We start from the raw sequence: 17626 nt of genomic DNA, 5'->3' as shown, positions 1-17626 counted from the left end.
CGTTTCGCATTACTGTGCTTCTGATTCACTATAGTGACATGTGGAATCTTGATTTTCTGTCGTAAAGTGGCGGCGCCCTAGGGTTACGGCCTGGCGAGCAATGCCAATGGGATTGGCTTTTTTGAGGCAGGTATGGAGCAGAACGACCAAATCGAGCCGCTACTGGCGACCGTACACGCTCTCTTGCGAGCAGATGGTGCGGATGATGCTGCCGAGATCGTGCAGAAATACCCCGCCACAGCGGAGCAGACGGGGTATGACAATTGGAACGGCGGAACCGACTATTGGGACATCCAGTTCAAGATGCCTGCCTCGGACTATGCTCGCCTTGGCGGGAAACGCAACCAGCTGGAAGAACAGATTACAGCCAAGCTCCGGACCGTTACCGAGCATCAGGAGAGTGATTGCTACTCTGCAGTGATCGTCCCAGACAGGGAGTTCCGCGCTGATTGGCGGTCTTCGAGCCAGTCAGAACTGCCTAAAAAGGTGCGACAAAACATCTTGGATGGTCTGCGCTTGGATGATGTCGACTGGAGCGGGCGGCTCAACGATGTGGAATTTTTGAGCCGGTTGTATGACCTGGAAGAAATGCCCTCTACGGATAGCCGTTATAAGGATGCTGTTGGCGATATCTGGCAGCATCGCTGTAACAACGACGATTGGGAAAACGACTGGATCTACAGCGACAGTCGCTTCCGCTTGGCTGAAGGGAGTGCCGATCACTTCCTGCGCTTTCTGTGTGAAATGGTCCATCCCGTGGTACGCCCCAATCGAGATGACGCGATTAAACTGGCGGAGCAGTTCAATGATCAACTGAAGGGCGCCGGATGGGAGTTGTACCAGGCTGAGCTCATTGCTGGCCGACCGAGATTTGCCTTTCGGTCTCTGGAGCACAATGGCGGCCGCTCGGTACTCCGTGCTAAAGCTGTCGCAGACGCACTGAATGCAGGCTGGATGGCTAAGCAAATCGAACGTCTTGAGCTCGCCGTGGATACTGATCCAGAGTTGGCGATCGGTACAGCCAAAGAGCTTGTGGAGACCTGTTGCAAGTCGATTCTCACGAAGCGTAGCGTTGCCTTCACCAAGTCAGATGACATGGGCGATTTGACGAAGAAGCTCACCAAAGCCCTCCAACTTGTACCTGAGGGTGTGAGTGATGCTGCAAAAGGGGCTGAGAACGTTCGACTGATCCTGCGCAACCTCACGCAGATCACGAGCAATCTGACTCAGCTGAGAGGTCTGTATGGGACGGGACACGGAAAGGATGGCCAGTATCGCGGTCTCCAGCCGAGACACGCTCGGCTGGCTGTTGCGGCTGCCGTCGCGTTTATCGATTTTGTGTCCGAGACGCACCGGTACCGGGAACACACGGAAAACGCCGAGAAAGCATGAACTGAGTAGGCGGTCCAAGGGGCTGACCGGTTAGGTTCAGCTCGACTGGTGCAGATGTTCAATTCGTCTGTAGGTCTCATAAAGCGAGATCATGTCCCCTTGGGCCATCACTTCCAGGGGAGAACGTCCTTCGAAGAAGTCATTGGCATTCTCCAGGAGTGGGAATCCTTGAACGTTTTCTTGATTTGCAAAGACCGCTCGCAATGAGGCATGAATGTTGAGCACCAAGCTGATTCGCTGCTGCTGATCCAGATCTAGGCGTACGCTGGCGCTGGAATCCCGTGAGATCCTCTGGCGGGTCGCGATGGATATGCGAAGAATGCTTCGGACCTGCTCGGCGGTCGCGTTCCATCCATCAAGAATTCGCAGGGCTGCCCTTAACCCTACGGCCAACTGATTTTGAGTGAGCTCAGCATTGGCGCCCGTCATTTGAAATCTCTCCATTGCCGCCTATCTACAGGCCAAACCGCCGTTGGACTAGCTGATCATGAGGACCGGTTTCCTCACCATAAGCTTCTTGCCCATCTTCTCACCAGTCCAGGCCATCTGGAAATGGATGCGGAGGATCATGAGGACTGGAGGGCTTCAGTGCCGCAACCAGCCGAAGCACTCCCACTGTCTATTGGAGCTGACGCGGTGATCGCTTGGAGAAAAGATCGGGTTAGCTCGTAGGCTTGTCTTTTTTGCAAAGCGCTGGCCAGCCTTGGAAGTGCCAAATAAATTTGCTGTTTCTTCAATGGAAGCTCATGAGACTTCAACAAATAGTCAGCGGTTGATTTTAGAGCTTCTAGCAAATGCTGATCACGCTTGCTCCAATCAACGGCAGAGTGATTACCAATTCGCCCGTTTGGTAGCTCTCCAAGTCTACTGTTCAGCCATTCCCTATCGTTGCGGTAAAGCCAAGCATAGACTGACGGGACACGGCATCTAATTTTCTTCGCGCTATCCTTTGAGAATCCTTTAACCGTATTTTCCCAGATCGACCTTCTTTTCAACCTCTCTGTAGATGTAGTTTTTTCTTTCCATGCGTTAGCTACTGATGGCTCTGATCGTATCAGTTTATTAAGAGTCGATATCGTTATACCGAAACCCTCGCACAAGCTATATTTTGATTGACCCTGGGACAGGCTGAGTAAGATCGCAGCTCTGATATCTTTTTTTAAAATCTTTGGGCGCCTAGCCGCTATCAATGTCCTATCTGAGGAGGAGTTTATCTCTATGACACGTTTATCTGAATTAACAATGCCTGACAAAACATTTGTGGATGGCGTCTTAGAATTTACTATCTGGTCGTGTAACTTGATGAAAGCCCCGAGAGATCCAAACAGCCAGGTGATTAGCGTGAGGTGCTTCAAGGGGTGGACGTGCCCCCGTGGGCTGCGCACAAGACCCCTCAAAAATGTGAGGGCCTCCTCGGGGCTTCTAGGCATGCAACTGAATGGTTGGTAGGCATGAAGCCCTTTGATGTGGAGCCAAAGCGCACTGGCAGCTGCCTCCTGTCCAGAACTGCGTTCACCGTACTGAGCCAACGCTGTCCTGTACACAGCGTTGACAGCGCTTGGATCAAAAATCCTCTGACATCCGAAACTTGCTAAGGCGATGATAGCCTCGACAAGATCTTCCAGCACTTTCCGGGTCGCGGCCGTCGTTTCAATTCGAGGTGCTGGCAAGAGATCTTCTTCTCCTGGCAGTAACCACTCGAATTGACCTGACCACTGTCTATTCTTTGTACTTTCTCGGAGATACAAACCGTGCACAGGGCAAATTGTTACCCCTGGATACTGATGAGATAGATGCCAGTAGGCCACGCCGACACGTATACGGTCGCATACCATACATGCAATGCACGCTTTTAAGGGGTGTTCTGCACCGAAGCGGTTTGTTAGCAAGCCGAGGCGGTACTTCAATGATCCCAATCTCGGGCCTAAAAGTGTTTCCTTTGCAGCAAGCACATTTTCCAGAGATTGATAAGGAAAGAAAAATGGAGCAATGGTATGATCATTTATGATGGATTCAGGCGTACCCCAATTAGTGGTAAATTTATTTAAAGCACCCAAGTTGTAATTAAGGTCGTGAACATATCCTTTGTAAGTGCCGAATAGCCATTCACAAGTAGCGGCTGAGTCAATGCTGCAAAGGTACGCATGTTGCCTGCTGCAGATGCTGAAGAATGTTTCGTCTTCGAGCCAATTTAATGCAAATCGCACCATGGCTTTCACCACCGCTCAATACATTAATTTTATCGATTAGCATAGTAGGCACTGTCGCGGTTCGCAAGAAGTATCAGGGAATGATAATCATTAGCTCATTATATAATTCTCAGAATTATATATTAGCCCTGCTTCGAGGTTGCATGAGGGCAAGGTCAAAAAACAAACGGCATCCGCTTCAAGTAATTAATCCAGTTACCAACTTTTTATTGTCAGGCGGGAAAATGCAGCGGTACTATTGCCAGTTGTACAGAAGCGGCGCAATGGCCAGCATCACGGCCGGCGATCCACGCAAACCGCCATTTTTCAAATGATAGGAGATCACATGACATCTAGAAGCTAGCCAAGAGAGCTATTAGAAGTCAGGTAGACAAAGACCCCAGTGCGACCTGGGGTCTCTGTGGATAAGTCAGTTTTCGAACCCTGACCCTTCCATTGTCTATCCCTTGCATGTGGGACGTCAAGTCCCGCACGACTTCGTTCATCCACAAGAAAGTTGGCGTTATCCACAGCGCAAGGTGCTGGCGGATGCCCGACTGACAAGGGTTTGCTGCAGTCCTGACAAATTATCCCCAGTCAGCGCTGCGGCTGCTTTCCCCATGACAAAGGGAAGAAAAACATGAACAGGCAGCAGCAATTCGCCCTCATCATGAGTCGACAAAGAGACTTTCAGTGGGGCGATCAGTACGTCCCTTCGACGTTGGCGCTTCCACGAGAAGCTCCTAAAAAGTCTCGTATCTCGCGTCTGAACAGCCGAAAACTCAATCGTGCAATCCATGCGATGTCCAACCCTGAGCGTGTGTTCATTCAGCTCGCTCTGCACGCTCCAAGCTTGTTTGATATGCATGAGCAACGAATGCTCTCGCCATATGCAGCTCGCCACCCGCTGAGTGGCCATCCGCTTATGAAGGGTAGGTTCCCGCCGTCTGTTCGTGGGACATTAGACATCGCCAAGGAAATCGGGTTTAAGCATTTCGAAGTAACAGTGCGAGTTGGAGGTGTCTGGCGCAGGCTGCCGTTCCCTTACCAAGGCGACCTACTCCTCTATTTCCTGGGTGCCAATGGCGTCCCTTACGCTGTGAATTGGACGATCAAGGATCAAGGCGCGGCTTTCGGTGAGCGGCGTCTGTCCAGCCTGAAGACTCCGGCCCAGCAACGGAAAGATCGAGATTACGCGGTAGGACGCGCTGAACTGGAGGCCGCTTACTACGCGAGCGCTGGCATCAGGACGGTGAAAGCGTCTTTGGACAGCATTGCACCTACAGTACAGGCCAATCTTGCCCTGATTTTTCCGATGCATGGCTTGTCGCTGTCCCACCCCGCTGAACTGCTGGCCGACTTCAGTGCCGAGGTCAAAGAATTCATCGCTAAGGGTGAGCCCGCCTTTATGGTGATTTCTAAATTTAGTAAACGTTGGGGTGCTCCAGACCAGTTTACGGCGCGGTTTTATCAGGATATTTGGGAAAGAAGGTTGAAGGTTAATTTTTTCCAGCCAATCCTCATTGATCACCCACTGGAAACAGAGGGGGAGGATCTGCTGCAGGTATACGACTCGCTTTTTACGGAGCAAGTATCATGATCACCGGTACTCAGCTGATCGCACCCGAAGGATTTGGAGAACTCTGCAAAGGTATTACTTACTATTTTCTTGTGAATGACCCAAGACACAACCAGGCTCGGCTAATAGAGTTCATCGTTGGCAAAGAGCCTGTTCCGGTTCTGATTACTTTAACTTCAACGCAATTCGAAGAAGCACTAGAGATCGGATTACTTCAGGAAACCGGAGTGGTAGAAAAGTATCCGCCCTGGCTGAAACGTATCGAAGGCGTAGCCATATCCCATCTAGAGGAGTGCCGTGTTTCTGCCAAGGAGTCTTATGACGAAAAGGTTAACCGTCGTTTTCTGGCGATTGCTGATCTAGTTCGCGACGCCCAAAACATTCTCATCAGCAAGAACCCCAACGCCGTGATCAACGCTCGCGCCAATGCCTCCATCCCTAGACAGAATGCCGCGCGGCTACGTCTGTGGTTCTACGCTTACATTACGTTTGGACGTAACAAGTGGGCGTTGATGCCACGAACTCACTCTACAGGTAGGTGGGACAGGATGGGACCCAATCGAATGGTAAAACTTGGACGGCCTTCGCCTTTTGGCAAAAAGGCAGGGTATCCCTGCGATTTGCAAATGCAGAAGAAAATATGCTCAGGATATGTGCGATTTACATCGCCATCCCATAGTTGGGATAGAATTCGACGTGAAATATTGATCAATGAATTTGGGTGTCGTGCAATTGAAAAATCAGGGGAATACATTTTTCGTCATCCCGAGGGCCTTCCTTTCCCGTCCCCCGCACAGATCAAATATTGGATTAGAAAATATTTCAGCGTACGAAAGCGAGAAATCGCGCAGAAAGGTGCAAATAAGGCGCGCGCCAGGGCAGGTGATAAAGGAAGTTTTTCAGAAAAGCTTATTAATGTAAATCAGCTTTCTGAATTCGATGGATATTATATTAGCGAGAAATTAAGCGGCCTGACTGAAGGTAGTGTAGTTGATTCCTTTTGTGTCGTTCGCGCAGTGTGCGGTGTATCAGGAGCCATCGTCGGAATTGGATTTTCCGAAGGTAAGGAAAACATGGAATCCTACCGGATGTGTTTATTCTCCATGGCTTTGAATAAGGTCAAATTCTGTGAGCTTTTTGGCGTTGAGATCGCGCCCCAACACTGGCCTTGCGAGGGCTTATCCGGTAGCGTCGTCTTTGATAGAGGCCCCGGTGCAAACTATGATATCGAACCACAGGTTAACTGGCTTGGTGAACTTGAGCTTACTCCGGTATTTTCGGGTCAATCGAAATCGACTGTCGAGTCATCGCACCCTCGGGATAAAAGGGATCTGGAGCAGCCGGTAGTTGTCCAAAGCAAACTGAATTTCGTCACCATGGCCAGGCGGGAGATCAGGCAGGTGTTGGAGGACAATCTAGGGTCTGATGCTACCGGTAGAATGGAGGAGGCCCTGATTCTGGCGGGAGTAAAGGCCACTCCTATCGGGGTTTGGAACTATTGGAGTGGACGCGGGCGTGATTCATCTATCGGGATGCAGTTCGAAACTGCCGTTAGATCCTTCCTAGCTCAGCATCCTGCAACCATCAAGCAAGACGCCGTGTATTTTTATGGCCGAAAATACAGGTCGCCCGAACTTGAAGCTACAGGGGTTTTTGACCGAGTATCAAAAGACTCAGTGATACAAACAAGTGTCTACGTGCTTACCATGTGTGTTCGCCATATTTGGCTTGATTTAAACGGTGTTTTGTACGAGCTTGATATGGTAAGCACTATTAGAACCCTTGAGGGAGAAAGAAATATTTCCTTGCGTAAGCTACAAGAAATTGATGGTCTCAGGCGCGCTGAAGTCGCTAAATTAATGGAGCAGAGAGCGGCGTTGCAGCAGGTCCAGCGGGACGCTTTCAAGCATGAAACCGGAGAGGATTGGCAGGCAGTTAAGCGTATAAAGGGAAAGCCGACAAAAAGCGAAGCTTCAAAGCGTGATAAATCGGATTTCGATAGAAGCCGAGGGAAGTAGAGATGAACGGATCACTGCAAGAACGCTTCATTTTCGCTATGGATAATGAATTTGTCCGGAAAGCGATTACTGTGAAGCCTGATCCCGTTTCTTCGCTATCTAGCGCGGAGCCATTTTTGGCGGCAACATTGCTAGCCGATGCGTTGCAGCAATCGTTCATACCTAATCAATTTTCCCTGGATTTTATACATGAAATGGTTAGCCGAGCGTTTATGCATCACTGCTATGTTTGTCCAAGTGAGGCCGAGCACCAAGCGAAGATTTATACTCCTCCCATAACGGAGGTTGTACCAATATGCCTAACGGGTTTGGCGGGATTGGGTAAGAGTCGAACAATTGATGCTTTGAAAAAAGTAATGCCGGCGCCATCTCAGTTTCATTCGCCATACTTTGACGGGGCACTCAATCTAGAATCCTACTGGTACGCAAGTGCGGAAGGAAAGGAAAGCGGCAAGAGCTTGCTCTTGTGGTTTTTGTTTGGAGGCTCAGATCGCAAAAGTGGTAATTTTGACAGGCTACTGCTTGAGTGTCGGCGCCGTGCATACAGGGATATAGTTTCATTGCTGTTGCTCGATGAAACTCAGCACATCAGTTTAGGTTTAGGTATAGCGAGGATTGTTACTATTTTGCTGACATTGATGCGAATAGGCCCGCCAGCAGTTTTCGTATCGAACTTCAGTCTTGGGCATAAGCTCTTCAAACGCAACAATGAGGACAAGCAGCGTTTACTCCCCGAACCTCGGATCATGCTGCCCGACGAGGTTGGCAGTAAGGACTGGAAGGCATATGCAAATGAGTGCGTCAGGGTCAGCGGCGGCCATATCCGCACCCGAGGAAGAGATTTCGCCGCAGAGCTCCATAGATACACATTCGGGATTAAACGGATCGCGGTGCATCTACTGAAGCAGGCATACATCGAAAGTCGAAAATCTGGTCGAGCCTGGATTGAAATGGATGACCTCGGTAGCGCCTTTCGTTCTGCGGAGTTTTCCGCCAATGCGGGCGATGTCCAAGCTCTCCATAATTTGGCATTAGGCGAACGACGATTGCAGAAGTCTCGCCCCGATTTGTGGTGCCCGTTTGATCTGCCGACGGCTTATACGAGTAGCGTTGCACAGATGGCCATTGCCGAGCGAGATAGACAGGTGGCCGAAACGATCTTCGATTCTGCCCTCAACGCCGCAGAGCGCGCCGCGAAGGCGCAAATTGTTGAGCCTAGTGACAGAAGGCCTAGCAAGAGCTCTCGGAGGCCGCCTGCAGCAAAGCTGACTGAGGAGGAACAGAGAAAACTGTACTTCGAATATGAATGCAGGAGTCAACAGCCTGCGAAGCGGCAAACGCGCTGAGGGATTCCACCAACTATAGGGTGGCCAGCCATTTGCCGTGTTCGGGTGATCAAGCCCAGAGGTAGTGCTTGATCACCTGGCTCCCCGGTGGGGAGCTTTGGGGCAAAGCAGGTTCTATCCCCCTCGAACGATTGTGGAATCCTAGGTCACCGGATAGCTTGTCGGTCACTGACGATAGCTCTCACAGAGAAGGCGATATGTCCCTTTCAGCTCAAAAGCGTAGTGCTCTCTCAGCGTTTCTTACGGGCACAGCTGACAATTCTGCTTTCTACACCGCGCTCACAGCGGCTGATGGGATGCGCGAGATCAATGAGCAAGCAGGTCTTAGGGCTGACCCTCGGTATCGTTTGGTTCGAGTTGACCATCGGCTCGGACCGGCAAAGAATGAGTTCGAAATCGCCCTGGTCGATGATATTGAGTTATCAGTAGCCTTTTACGATAAGGTCACGCTCGTGTGTGTCCCAGGAGTCAGTAACCGACTCCTTGCGCGCAACTTGGTCTGGAGATCGGCGAATAGGCGTCATTCCCTAGCTCTTCGCGATATTTCGCAGAAGGTGCTTTTCAACTACATCGTTCAGTACTACGACATCTTTCTGGCAGCGGACACGATGACAGATGGCGGCAATTTTAATTGGCACCGCCATGTCTCCAGGGCGATTGAGAAAGGTCTCTACGCCTTCGTGTACCACCCGACGACGCAAGCTCTTCAGTCAATTCCAACGCAGGGCGCGCTCAACGATTTACAGGATCTGGCATGGTCTGATGGCGATCATGAGGGCTTGCGAGCCGTTATCTCGCTTTCTCCTATGGTCAGTCGTCTGGAAAAAGAAGATAAGCCCGTGTAGCGCTCCCTGTAGGTTTAGAAAGCTGGTGGCCGCTGCAGCAACCGTATGGTGGCGGTCGTACAGAAGGACAATGCATTATAGATTCGCACCGCCAACGGAGCGACTTTCCCTGCGCGTGCTGTGATGGTGGCATCAGGGGGCTTCAGCCGTCCTTTCATGCCTGATATTCCTAGGCTGGAGAACTTTTTTCAGTACGCTGTCTGCATAGCTCAGCTTATCGAATACCTGAGGCCTTTGCCGGCCAGCGTGTTGTCGTTGCGGGAGCTGCGAACTCGGCTGTTCAGATTGCCTATGAGCTTGCCGGTGTTGCACAGGTAGAGCTGGCGACCCGCGAGAAGATCCGCTTTTTCCCTGGGACTGGATTTTCATGCCTGGCTGAAATTCACCGGGTTCGGGGTCACGACGGGCGACAGACTCTCCATCAAGCTTATCAACGGCGATATCGTACTCAAGCCTGTCCGCGAGCGCTGTGAATCTGATTAGCTACGCTTTGCAGGCCCTCTGTGTCGTCGTGTTGAGCTGATGAAGCTTTCTAGCGGGGATATATGGGACGGCAGTCAGCATACTGCCGTCCTCATCGTTGGTTCGTTATTTGGCTGGATAGTTGGCGACTACTAGGTCCTCGCCGTTTTTGGTCAAACCAATAACCTGATAGGCATGGCTTACGCCATCAACCTCCATGCCTGGGGATCCAGCTGGCATTCCTGGCACGGCGATCCCGACCAGATCGTTCCGCTCCTTGAAATCTCGAATCTGCTCAGCTGGCACGTGACCTTCAACAAACTTTCCATCAATCACGGCTGTGTGGCAGGACGCCAACCGTGGCGCTACGCCCAGCTTCTGTTTCACTGCGCTCATGTCCGTCTCAACATGGTCGGTCACTTTGAAACCATTGGCTTCCAGGTGCGCGATCCACTTCTTGCAGCAACCACAGTTCGCATCTCGGTGGACGTCGATGGACAATGGCTCGGCGGCGTAGGCCGCCGAGGCCACCAGCAGCCCAGCGATAGCGGCTAGCCGAACGAGTATCCGGTTAGTTGGCATGAGTGTGCTCCTTACCGTCTTTGTGAACATGCATCTTTGTTGACGATTTCGGGTGGGCGTCCGAATGGGCTTCGGCCGCATTGTGGTCACCGTGATGATCTGCCGCTTGGGCGGCGCCTGCGGGTGCAGCTTCATGGTCGTGAGCTGCCTGGGCATGATCGTCGTCTGCCGCTTCGTCGTGATCGCCATGCTCGGCATGCCCGCTCTCGCCGTGCTGGCCTTCATGGTTATGCATATCGCTTTCACCGCCGCCGTGCTGGTGTCCACCGCTCGTGGCCACCAAAGCCTTGTACTGCTCGGGATTCATCTGTGGAAGTTGATCCAGGAACGCGACGATTCCCCAGATGTACTCGTCACCCATGCTCTTGCCCCAAGCGGGCATGCCGGTGGCTTTGATGCCGTGCTTGATCGTCCAGAATGCGGCAGCCGGATCGTCTCCGACACCCACCTTGGTGAGGTCAGGTGGCGACGGGTATAGCGCTTGGCTAAGTTCTGTCTTCCCAACGCCAGGGGCGAGGTGGCACCCAATGCACATGGCGTTGTAGTTGCCTGCGCCTGCCTTGATCAATGCGGCGTCCTTCAGGTCAGGCACTTCAATGTCTCGCGCTCGAACCTCAATCGACCGGTCGCGAGCCATGGCGAGAAACGAATGGACAGCCGGGAAGTGAGGATCATCGGCGCCGACATTCACCAAGCCGAAATACGCCGTGCCCAGTACCGCAGCACTTCCGACAGCACCGGCCACAAGCAGCGTTGTAATTGTTCTTTTCATGTTGGAATTCTCAGAACCACATCCTGATACCGGCAACGAAGCGTGCCTCATTAACATCTCCACCCTCGTCTCGGATGAAGTCAGCGGTGTTGCCGTAGGAGCGACTCCAGGTAACGCCTATGTACGGGGCAAACTGGCGGACAATTTCATACCGTAGACGCAGACCGACTTCGGTATTGGCCAGACCCGAGCCAACACCGCGCTCAGGATCGTTCTTGCCATAGAAGTTCGCCTCAGCCGTGGGCTGCAAAATCAAGCGATTGGTCAGCAGGATGTCGTATTCGCCCTCAAGACGCGCAGCAGTCTGGCCGTTCTCGCCGATGAACGCCGTAGCTTCGGCCTCGAAGTCATACAAGGCCATGCCCTGAATACCAAAGGCTGCCCAGGTCTGCGGTGATTCCGGTTTGAAATCCTGACGGACCCCGGCGACCACGTCCCACCAAGGACTGACCGAGCGCCCGTATAGCAGTTGCAGCTCAGCGTCTTCGGTTACTCCATTGGTGCGCTCGCCTTCCGAGCGAACCCAGAGTCGATTGATGTCGCCGCCTACCCAGCCCGAAGCGTCCCAGGCCAGCGTGCTGCCTTCGTCGGCGTCCTGGTATTCGAGCTGGTCCAACAGGAAGAAGCTGTTGATTCCGCTGTCGTGCACCTGGTGGCCACCCAAAGGGGGAAAGGCTGCCTCGCGATCGGCATCAGTGAGCACTGGAATCGGCGTGCGGCTCGTTGTGGTCGGAGAAGTCGCTGAACCATGATTCATCTGGGAATGGTCCATGCCCTTCATCGAACCGTGATCCATGCCCTTCATGTTTCCATGGCCCATTTTGCTGTGGTCCATCTTGCTATGGTCCACCGGCCTGGATTTGCTCTGGCTTTGAGCATGACCCATCTGGCTGTGATCAACAGGGGCAGGCTGTTTCTGCTGTTTGCTCCCCCGCATCTTGCTGTGATCCATCGCCGGCATCGATTCGGACGGAGCAGCATCCATTTGCATGGAACCGTGCCCCATTTTCGAATGATCCATGCCCGAGTGATCCATTTCTTCAGCGGCGAAGCTGGGCGTTACGCCCAGCATGCCAATTGAAACAGTCAGGGCCAACAGCGAAGGCCGCCCAAAGCTATTGACCATCTTTCCCTGCCTTAGCTTTGTCGCTGCCATGCGATTCCATCATTTTGTCGTGGTCCATGCCTTCCATCGAGCCATGGTCCATCCTCTTCATCGAGCCGTGGTCCATACCTTCCATGGACCCATGGTCCATGCCTTCATGGTTCATCCCCTGACCCTGCTTGTCCTGCGAACCTTTGGTTTTACCGGCCTCGGTGGATTTCTGGGAATGCTGATCATGGTTGTCGCTAGACCACGACGACGGGGCATAAACAGCCAACATGCCGACCATCGCAGCGGAGAGGAAAAAGGCGCTTCGTTTCATTGGTTTGCTCATTTCAAATCTCCAGTTCATTCGTCCACACGGACTTCTCGGAACATGCCCATTTCCATGTGGAACAGTAGGTGACAGTGATAGGCCCAACGTCCCAAGGCATCTGCGGTGACGCGATAGCTTCGTTTTGAGCCAGGTGGCATGTCGATGGTGTGCTTGCGAACCATGAAGTTGCCGTTCTCGTCCTCCAGATCACTCCACATACCGTGGAGATGGATGGGGTGAGTCATCATGGTGTCGTTGACCAAGGTGATGCGGAGACGCTCGCCATATTTCAACCGCAGCGGTTCAGCGTCGGAGAATTTGATACCGTCGAACGACCACGCGAACTTCTCCATGTGGCCGGTAAGGTGTAGTTCGATTGTGCGTCCAGGCTCTCGACCATCGGGATCGATGAAGGTGCTCCGCAAATCGGCGTAGGTCAGCACTCGGCGTCCGTTGTTGCGCAGGCCAATTCCCGGATCGTTCAGCTTCGGGGTCGGCGACATGGTCTGCATATCGACCAACGGGTTGTTGGTCTCGGAAGCCGGATGGCTCTGCATTGCACCGCTCATGCCGGCCATGCCCTCATGACTCATCCCAGCCATCGTGCTGTGATCCATGCCGGCCATGTTGCTATGGTCCATTCCAGCCATCTTGCTGTGGTCCATGCCGGCCATGCTGCCATGGTCCATGCCGGCCATGCTGCCATGGTCCATGCCGGCCATGCTGCCATGGTCCATCCCAGCCATCTTGCTGTGGTCCATGCTGGCCATGCTGGCCATGCTGGCCATGCTGGCCATGCTGCCATGATCCATCCCAGCCATCTTGCTGTGATCCATGCCGGCCATGTTCCCCTGGTCCATGCCAGCCATGCCGCCGTGATCCATTCCGCCCATGCTGCCGTGGTCCATGCCCATATCGCTCATGGCGATAATCGGGCGTGGATCTACCTCCGGCACGGGCGCTTGCAAGCCTTCACGAACTGCCAGGGTGCCTCGGGAGTACCCGGTACGGTCCATGGATTGCGCGAAGATCGTATAGGCCTGCTCGTTTTCAGGTTCGACGATGACATCGTAGGTTTCGGCAACTGCAATCCGGAACTCATCGACCGATACGGGTTTGACGTACTGGCCGTCGGCAGCCACAACCGTCATCTTGAGCCCAGGAATCCGGACATCGAAATAGGTCATGGCCGAGCCGTTGATAAAGCGCAGGCGGATCTTCTCGCCGGGCTTGAAGATACCCGTCCAGTTACCGTTCGGAGCCTGGCCGTTCATGAGGTAGGTGTAGGTATACCCGCTCACGTCAGCGAGGTCGGTGGGGCTCATCTTCATTTCAGCCCACATCTTCCGATCCGCTACAGCGGCCGACCAGCCTTTTTCGCTCACATCGTCAACGAAGTCGCTAACTGTGCGCTTGTGGAAGTTGTAGTAGTCAGATTGCTTCTTGAGTTTGGAGAGCACCCGCGCCGGGTCTTCATCCGTCCAATCGCTGAGCATGACGACGTAATCACGGTCGTACACAAACGGCTCCGGATCCTTGGCATCGATCACCAACGCCCCATAGACCCCGGACTGCTCTTGGAAGCCTGAGTGGCTGTGATACCAGTAAGTGCCGTTCTGGTGGACCTTGAACTTGTATTCGTACATGCCATCGGGAGCGATGCCGTGGAAGCTCAAGCCCGGCACACCGTCCATGTTGGCGGGCAGGATGATGCCGTGCCAGTGAATGGAGGTGTCCTGTTTCAGCCGGTTGCGTACGCGCAGCGTCACGGTGTCGCCTTCGCGCCATCGCAGTATCGGCCCTGGCACCGAGCCGTTGATGGCCATGGCCGTGCGAGCTGCACCCGTGATATTGACGGGGAGTTCGCCGATATACAGATCGAAGTCCGTGCCGCTCAGCACGTTCGGTTGGCCAGGGCTGGTCACGGCCCAGACCGGCGCGCGCCACATGCCGAGCCCACCCAGAAGTCCGGTAGCGGCCAGGCCTTTGACGAAAGATCGTCTCGTGGTTTTGCTTTGCATGCCGTTGCGTCCAGTCAGGTAGATCGCTGATATCCAGGCTGCTCGATGGGGCAGCCCTTGGGTTCATTGGAGCTCTCACCAGTCTCGTAGACTTTCGTCACTGCGCGAGGCTGATGAGAGGCCGTAGTCTGAAACTGCCATAGTTCAGATTCCGGGGTGATTACATTTCTGTAAGCTCGGATCAGCAGCTTTCGTGGCCGGCATGCTTGCTGGACTGGGCGGCAACTGGCGCCTGCTCTTTCTTCTCCTGCGCAACTTGGAATGCCTGCATGGAGCTTTGGCGAGCCGCTTCCATCCGCGCAAAGGTCCGGTCCGCGCCGCCCTCTGCTAGGGCGATGCCTGCCATGCCGAAGGTAACGACCATCACAATTGCTTTGACCATGTTCATCTGGAGATCCTCAGTGGGTTCTGCGCCTCATGGCGTCAGGTACAGGGTCAAGTTAGCTTCGCGGTGCTGTCAGAAAACTGATCTCGACATTACTTTTCCGTCAGCTTCTGGTTGGGCGTCTTTTTTCCTGCAAACTGGAGATGCACCCCGCGTGGATGAGAGCAGATGAAATTACTCGTAGCCGAAGATGAGCCGAAAACCGGTGTCTACCTCCAGCAAGGCCTGACAGAAGCTGGCTTCACCGTTGACCGGGTGATGACAGGCACTGACGCCCTGCAACAGGCACAGAGCGAAGCGTATGACTTGCTGATCCTCGACGTGATGATGCCGGGGCTCGATGGCTGGGATGTCCTGCGCAAGATCCGTGCGGCGGGTCAGGATGTGCCGGTCCTTTTCTTGACGGCCCGAGACGGCGTAGACGACCGCGTGAAAGGTTTGGAACTGGGCGCTGATGATTACCTGGTGAAGCCCTTTGCGTTCTCGGAGCTGCTGGCTCGGGTTCGCACGTTGTTGCGCAGAGGCAACGGTGGTGCTGCTCAAACCACCATGAAGATGGCAGACCTTGAGGTAGACCTGCTCAAGCGTCGAGCTACGCGAAACGGCAAGCGGATCGACCTTACCGCAAAGGAGTTTTCCCTGCTGGAGCTGCTCATGCGCCGACGCGGCGAGGTGCTCCCCAAGTCGCTGATCGCTTCTCAGGTCTGGGACATGAACTTCGACAGTGACACCAACGTGATCGAGGTCGCGATTCGCCGACTGCGGGCCAAGATTGATGACGACTTCGCGCCAAAGCTCATCCATACCGCCCGAGGCATGGGCTACATGATGGATGTGCCGGAGTGATGCGCCCGCAATCATCGCTCGTCAAGCGACTGACCCTGATGTTCATGTTCGCGGTGACTGCTGTCCTGGTGGTTGCCGGGGTGGCTTTCTACGGGCTCAGTCAGCACCATTTCCGGATGCTGGATGAGCAGGCGCTTTCCGAAAAGCTGGAGTCAACGCGTCATATCCTGTCCATCTCAGCAGCGCGAGGCGGGCTCGACGATCAGGAGCAGCAGCTGCGGGCATTGCTCGGCGCACATCAGGATTTGTCGGCGAAAATCACCAAGGCTGATGGTACGGTCCTTTTTTCAGACCCCAAAGCCTCCCAAATTCCTCAGCGATTCGAGCAGGCGCACCGGGGTGCGGTCTGGGAATGGCAGGATGAATCGCAGAACTTTCGCGGCATTACCGCCCAGCTGACCATTGCAGGCGAGCCGGAACCGGTGACGGCCGTGCTGATGCTCGATGTCACCACTCATGCCCACTTCTTTGTCACCCTACAATGGTGGTTCGGAATTGGCCTGGTGATCAGCGCGATTGTGAGCGCAGGCTTGGGCTGGGTCGTGGCCAAGAGTGGGCTTCGGCCTGTTGGGCAAATCACCAAAGTGGCGACCGGGATGTCGGCAAGATCACTCCGCGAACGCATTCCGCTGGAGCCCGTACCGCTGGAGCTTCAGGAGCTCATCCTGTCTTTCAACGGGATGCTGGGACGGTTGGAGGATGCATTCGTTCGGTTGTCCAACTTCTCTGCCGATATCGCTCACGAGTTGAGAACGCCAGTCAGCAACCTTCTGACCCATACCGAAGTGGTGCTCACCAAGAAGCGTGACTTGGATGCTTATGAGGAAAACCTCTATTCGAACCTGGAAGACCTCAAGCGCATGTCGCGCATGATCGACGACATGCTGTTCCTCGCCAAGGCGGATAACGGTCTGATCGTGCCCGAGCAGATCGATGTGGAACTCTCCGAGCTCGTATCCAAGCTGTTTGAGTACTACCAGTTCCTGGCTGAGGACCGTGGCATTCAGCTGACCCTCAAAGGTCGTGGCGAGGTTCGTGGCGATCGCCTGATGATTGACCGAGCGCTTTCCAACCTTTTATCGAACGCGTTGCGCTACACCCCGGAAGGCAACGAGATATCAGTGCAGATCGAGCAAACACCTGAAACCGTGACGCTATCCGTACGTAACAGCGGAGTCACCATCGATCCCCAACATATCGGAAAAATCTTCGACCGCTTTTATCGGGCCGACCCTGCCAGGCGGGAGGGAACCCCTACCAATGTTGGTTTGGGCCTTGCGATTACGCGTTCCATTGTCTTAGCCCATAAGGGCCGGGTGTGGTGTGATTCAGCGAATGGCACAACTGAATTCCATCTCAGCTTCCCAATCGACCAGGAAAGCTCATCGCCTCGAAGCATGTGCAGCTAGTCGTGTAAGTTGAACGGGCCGTTGCTTTCTCAGATCCGAATCTTCATCATGCGCCCCACTATAGGGTAGGGGGGTATGGTATGGCTCACACAAAGGCGGCGAAGGATGAACTGCTCAAGCGCGTGAAACGTATCGCTGGACAGGTCCAAGCAATCGAACGTGCGTTGGATGGCGAAGCCGATTGCGCAAAGACCCTGCATTTGGTTGCCGCAACCCGTGGGGCGATAAACGGACTGCTTGACGAAATCATCGAGGACCATGCTCGGGAACATGTAGCGAAGGCTGGCCTGACTGACCAGGAACGAGCACAAGGTCTTGAAGAGCTTCTTGAAGCAATACGCCGATATTCAAAGTGAGAA

Annotated in this window: 17 protein-coding genes; 9 read left to right on the top strand and 8 right to left on the bottom strand. The window is 53.8% G+C overall.

The genetic code is table 11. The annotated features are described in order from the left end of the window. Window positions 1-132: 132 nt before the first annotated feature. Window positions 133-1392 (top strand): abortive infection family protein, encoded by a 1260-nt coding sequence (locus LU684_RS08450; protein WP_095116328.1) that lies wholly within the window; start codon window positions 133-135, stop codon window positions 1390-1392. Window positions 1393-1428: 36 nt separating this feature from the next. Here the strand turns inward: LU684_RS08450 and LU684_RS08445 are convergent, their stop codons facing one another. Beyond that, the gene (locus LU684_RS08445) at window positions 1429-1821 is read right to left on the bottom strand and encodes an antitoxin Xre-like helix-turn-helix domain-containing protein (protein ID WP_095116326.1); all 393 of its coding nucleotides are present in this window, start codon (window positions 1819-1821) and stop codon (window positions 1429-1431) included. Window positions 1822-1958: 137 nt separating this feature from the next. Then, entirely contained in the window at window positions 1959-3602 is a 1644-nt protein-coding gene (locus LU684_RS08440; RefSeq protein ID WP_232893844.1) for a TnsD family transposase, read from the bottom strand. 619 nt (window positions 3603-4221) lie between these two features. On the opposite strand from LU684_RS08440, the gene LU684_RS08435 reads away from it, so the two are divergent. The 5 genes from LU684_RS08435 (at window position 4222) to LU684_RS08415 (ending at window position 9842) form a co-directional block, all read left to right on the top strand. After that, window positions 4222-5181 carry a hypothetical protein gene (locus LU684_RS08435; protein WP_232894454.1) on the top strand — a complete coding sequence of 320 codons (960 nt, stop codon included), beginning with the start codon at window positions 4222-4224 and terminating at the stop codon, window positions 5179-5181. Then, window positions 5178-7178, top strand: a complete 2001-nt coding sequence (locus LU684_RS08430) for a transposase (RefSeq protein WP_232893800.1) — start codon at window positions 5178-5180, stop codon at window positions 7176-7178. The genes LU684_RS08435 and LU684_RS08430 overlap by 4 nt, the downstream gene beginning before the upstream one ends. 2 nt (window positions 7179-7180) lie before the next feature. Next, the gene (locus LU684_RS08425) at window positions 7181-8524 is read left to right on the top strand and encodes a transposase (protein ID WP_095116320.1); all 1344 of its coding nucleotides are present in this window, start codon (window positions 7181-7183) and stop codon (window positions 8522-8524) included. A gap of 197 nt (window positions 8525-8721) precedes the next feature. Next, the gene (locus LU684_RS08420) at window positions 8722-9369 is read left to right on the top strand and encodes a hypothetical protein (RefSeq protein WP_095116318.1); all 648 of its coding nucleotides are present in this window, start codon (window positions 8722-8724) and stop codon (window positions 9367-9369) included. A gap of 200 nt (window positions 9370-9569) precedes the next feature. Beyond that, complete coding sequence (locus LU684_RS08415; RefSeq protein WP_269803271.1) at window positions 9570-9842, top strand: hypothetical protein; 273 nt, start codon at window positions 9570-9572, stop codon at window positions 9840-9842. A 115-nt stretch (window positions 9843-9957) separates the two neighbouring features. Here LU684_RS08415 and LU684_RS08410 read toward each other — a convergent pair whose 3' ends face one another. The 6 genes from LU684_RS08410 to LU684_RS08385 form a co-directional block, all read right to left on the bottom strand. After that, complete coding sequence (locus LU684_RS08410; RefSeq protein ID WP_177434965.1) at window positions 9958-10413, bottom strand: DUF411 domain-containing protein; 456 nt, start codon at window positions 10411-10413, stop codon at window positions 9958-9960. After that, a complete protein-coding gene (locus tag LU684_RS08405) occupies window positions 10403-11185 on the bottom strand; it encodes a c-type cytochrome (protein ID WP_095116316.1) in 783 nt (260 codons plus the stop codon). The genes LU684_RS08410 and LU684_RS08405 overlap by 11 nt, the downstream gene beginning before the upstream one ends. 10 nt (window positions 11186-11195) lie before the next feature. Continuing rightward, the gene (locus LU684_RS08400) at window positions 11196-12311 is read right to left on the bottom strand and encodes a copper resistance protein B (protein WP_095116314.1); all 1116 of its coding nucleotides are present in this window, start codon (window positions 12309-12311) and stop codon (window positions 11196-11198) included. Further along, entirely contained in the window at window positions 12301-12624 is a 324-nt protein-coding gene (locus LU684_RS08395; RefSeq protein WP_095116312.1) for a hypothetical protein, read from the bottom strand. The genes LU684_RS08400 and LU684_RS08395 overlap by 11 nt, the downstream gene beginning before the upstream one ends. 14 nt (window positions 12625-12638) lie before the next feature. Then, entirely contained in the window at window positions 12639-14627 is a 1989-nt protein-coding gene (locus LU684_RS08390) for a copper resistance system multicopper oxidase (RefSeq protein ID WP_232894453.1), read from the bottom strand. A gap of 181 nt (window positions 14628-14808) precedes the next feature. Beyond that, complete coding sequence (locus LU684_RS08385) at window positions 14809-15015, bottom strand: co-regulatory protein PtrA N-terminal domain-containing protein (RefSeq protein ID WP_060519770.1); 207 nt, start codon at window positions 15013-15015, stop codon at window positions 14809-14811. A 165-nt stretch (window positions 15016-15180) separates the two neighbouring features. Here LU684_RS08385 and LU684_RS08380 point away from each other — a divergent pair, with 165 nt between their 5' ends. The 3 genes from LU684_RS08380 to LU684_RS08370 all read left to right on the top strand — a co-directional run bounded on the left by LU684_RS08380 (window position 15181) and on the right by LU684_RS08370 (window position 17623). Beyond that, window positions 15181-15858 (top strand): heavy metal response regulator transcription factor, encoded by a 678-nt coding sequence (locus LU684_RS08380; protein ID WP_060519766.1) that lies wholly within the window; start codon window positions 15181-15183, stop codon window positions 15856-15858. After that, a complete protein-coding gene (locus tag LU684_RS08375) occupies window positions 15858-17267 on the top strand; it encodes a heavy metal sensor histidine kinase (protein WP_095116308.1) in 1410 nt (469 codons plus the stop codon). Before LU684_RS08380 ends, LU684_RS08375 begins: the two co-directional genes overlap by 1 nt. A gap of 80 nt (window positions 17268-17347) precedes the next feature. Further along, window positions 17348-17623, top strand: a complete 276-nt coding sequence (locus LU684_RS08370) for a metal/formaldehyde-sensitive transcriptional repressor (protein WP_095116307.1) — start codon at window positions 17348-17350, stop codon at window positions 17621-17623. The last annotated feature ends 3 nt before the right edge of the window (window positions 17624-17626 follow it).

Origin of the sequence: Pseudomonas sp. NMI542_15, assembly GCF_021283425.1 — a bacterium.
GTDB classification, from domain to species: Bacteria; Pseudomonadota; Gammaproteobacteria; order Pseudomonadales; family Pseudomonadaceae; genus Aquipseudomonas; species Aquipseudomonas fortuita.
This window is presented reverse-complemented; position numbering and strand designations above follow the sequence as displayed.

Excerpts from the sequence above, each read along its gene's own strand:
- LU684_RS08450 (WP_095116328.1), top strand. The coding sequence starts at position 133 with ATGGAGCAGAACGACCAAATCGAGCCGCTACTGGCGACCGTACACGCT.
- LU684_RS08445 (WP_095116326.1), bottom strand. The coding sequence starts at position 1,821 with ATGACGGGCGCCAATGCTGAGCTCACTCAAAATCAGTTGGCCGTAGGG.
- LU684_RS08440 (WP_232893844.1), bottom strand. The coding sequence starts at position 3,602 with ATGGTGCGATTTGCATTAAATTGGCTCGAAGACGAAACATTCTTCAGC.
- LU684_RS08435 (WP_232894454.1), top strand. The coding sequence starts at position 4,222 with ATGAACAGGCAGCAGCAATTCGCCCTCATCATGAGTCGACAAAGAGAC.
- LU684_RS08430 (WP_232893800.1), top strand. The coding sequence starts at position 5,178 with ATGATCACCGGTACTCAGCTGATCGCACCCGAAGGATTTGGAGAACTC.
- LU684_RS08425 (WP_095116320.1), top strand. The coding sequence starts at position 7,181 with ATGAACGGATCACTGCAAGAACGCTTCATTTTCGCTATGGATAATGAA.
- LU684_RS08420 (WP_095116318.1), top strand. The coding sequence starts at position 8,722 with ATGTCCCTTTCAGCTCAAAAGCGTAGTGCTCTCTCAGCGTTTCTTACG.
- LU684_RS08410 (WP_177434965.1), bottom strand. The coding sequence starts at position 10,413 with ATGCCAACTAACCGGATACTCGTTCGGCTAGCCGCTATCGCTGGGCTG.
- LU684_RS08405 (WP_095116316.1), bottom strand. The coding sequence starts at position 11,185 with ATGAAAAGAACAATTACAACGCTGCTTGTGGCCGGTGCTGTCGGAAGT.
- LU684_RS08400 (WP_095116314.1), bottom strand. The coding sequence starts at position 12,311 with ATGGTCAATAGCTTTGGGCGGCCTTCGCTGTTGGCCCTGACTGTTTCA.
- LU684_RS08395 (WP_095116312.1), bottom strand. The coding sequence starts at position 12,624 with ATGAGCAAACCAATGAAACGAAGCGCCTTTTTCCTCTCCGCTGCGATG.
- LU684_RS08390 (WP_232894453.1), bottom strand. The coding sequence starts at position 14,627 with ATGCAAAGCAAAACCACGAGACGATCTTTCGTCAAAGGCCTGGCCGCT.
- LU684_RS08385 (WP_060519770.1), bottom strand. The coding sequence starts at position 15,015 with ATGAACATGGTCAAAGCAATTGTGATGGTCGTTACCTTCGGCATGGCA.
- LU684_RS08380 (WP_060519766.1), top strand. The coding sequence starts at position 15,181 with ATGAAATTACTCGTAGCCGAAGATGAGCCGAAAACCGGTGTCTACCTC.
- LU684_RS08375 (WP_095116308.1), top strand. The coding sequence starts at position 15,858 with ATGCGCCCGCAATCATCGCTCGTCAAGCGACTGACCCTGATGTTCATG.
- LU684_RS08370 (WP_095116307.1), top strand. The coding sequence starts at position 17,348 with ATGGCTCACACAAAGGCGGCGAAGGATGAACTGCTCAAGCGCGTGAAA.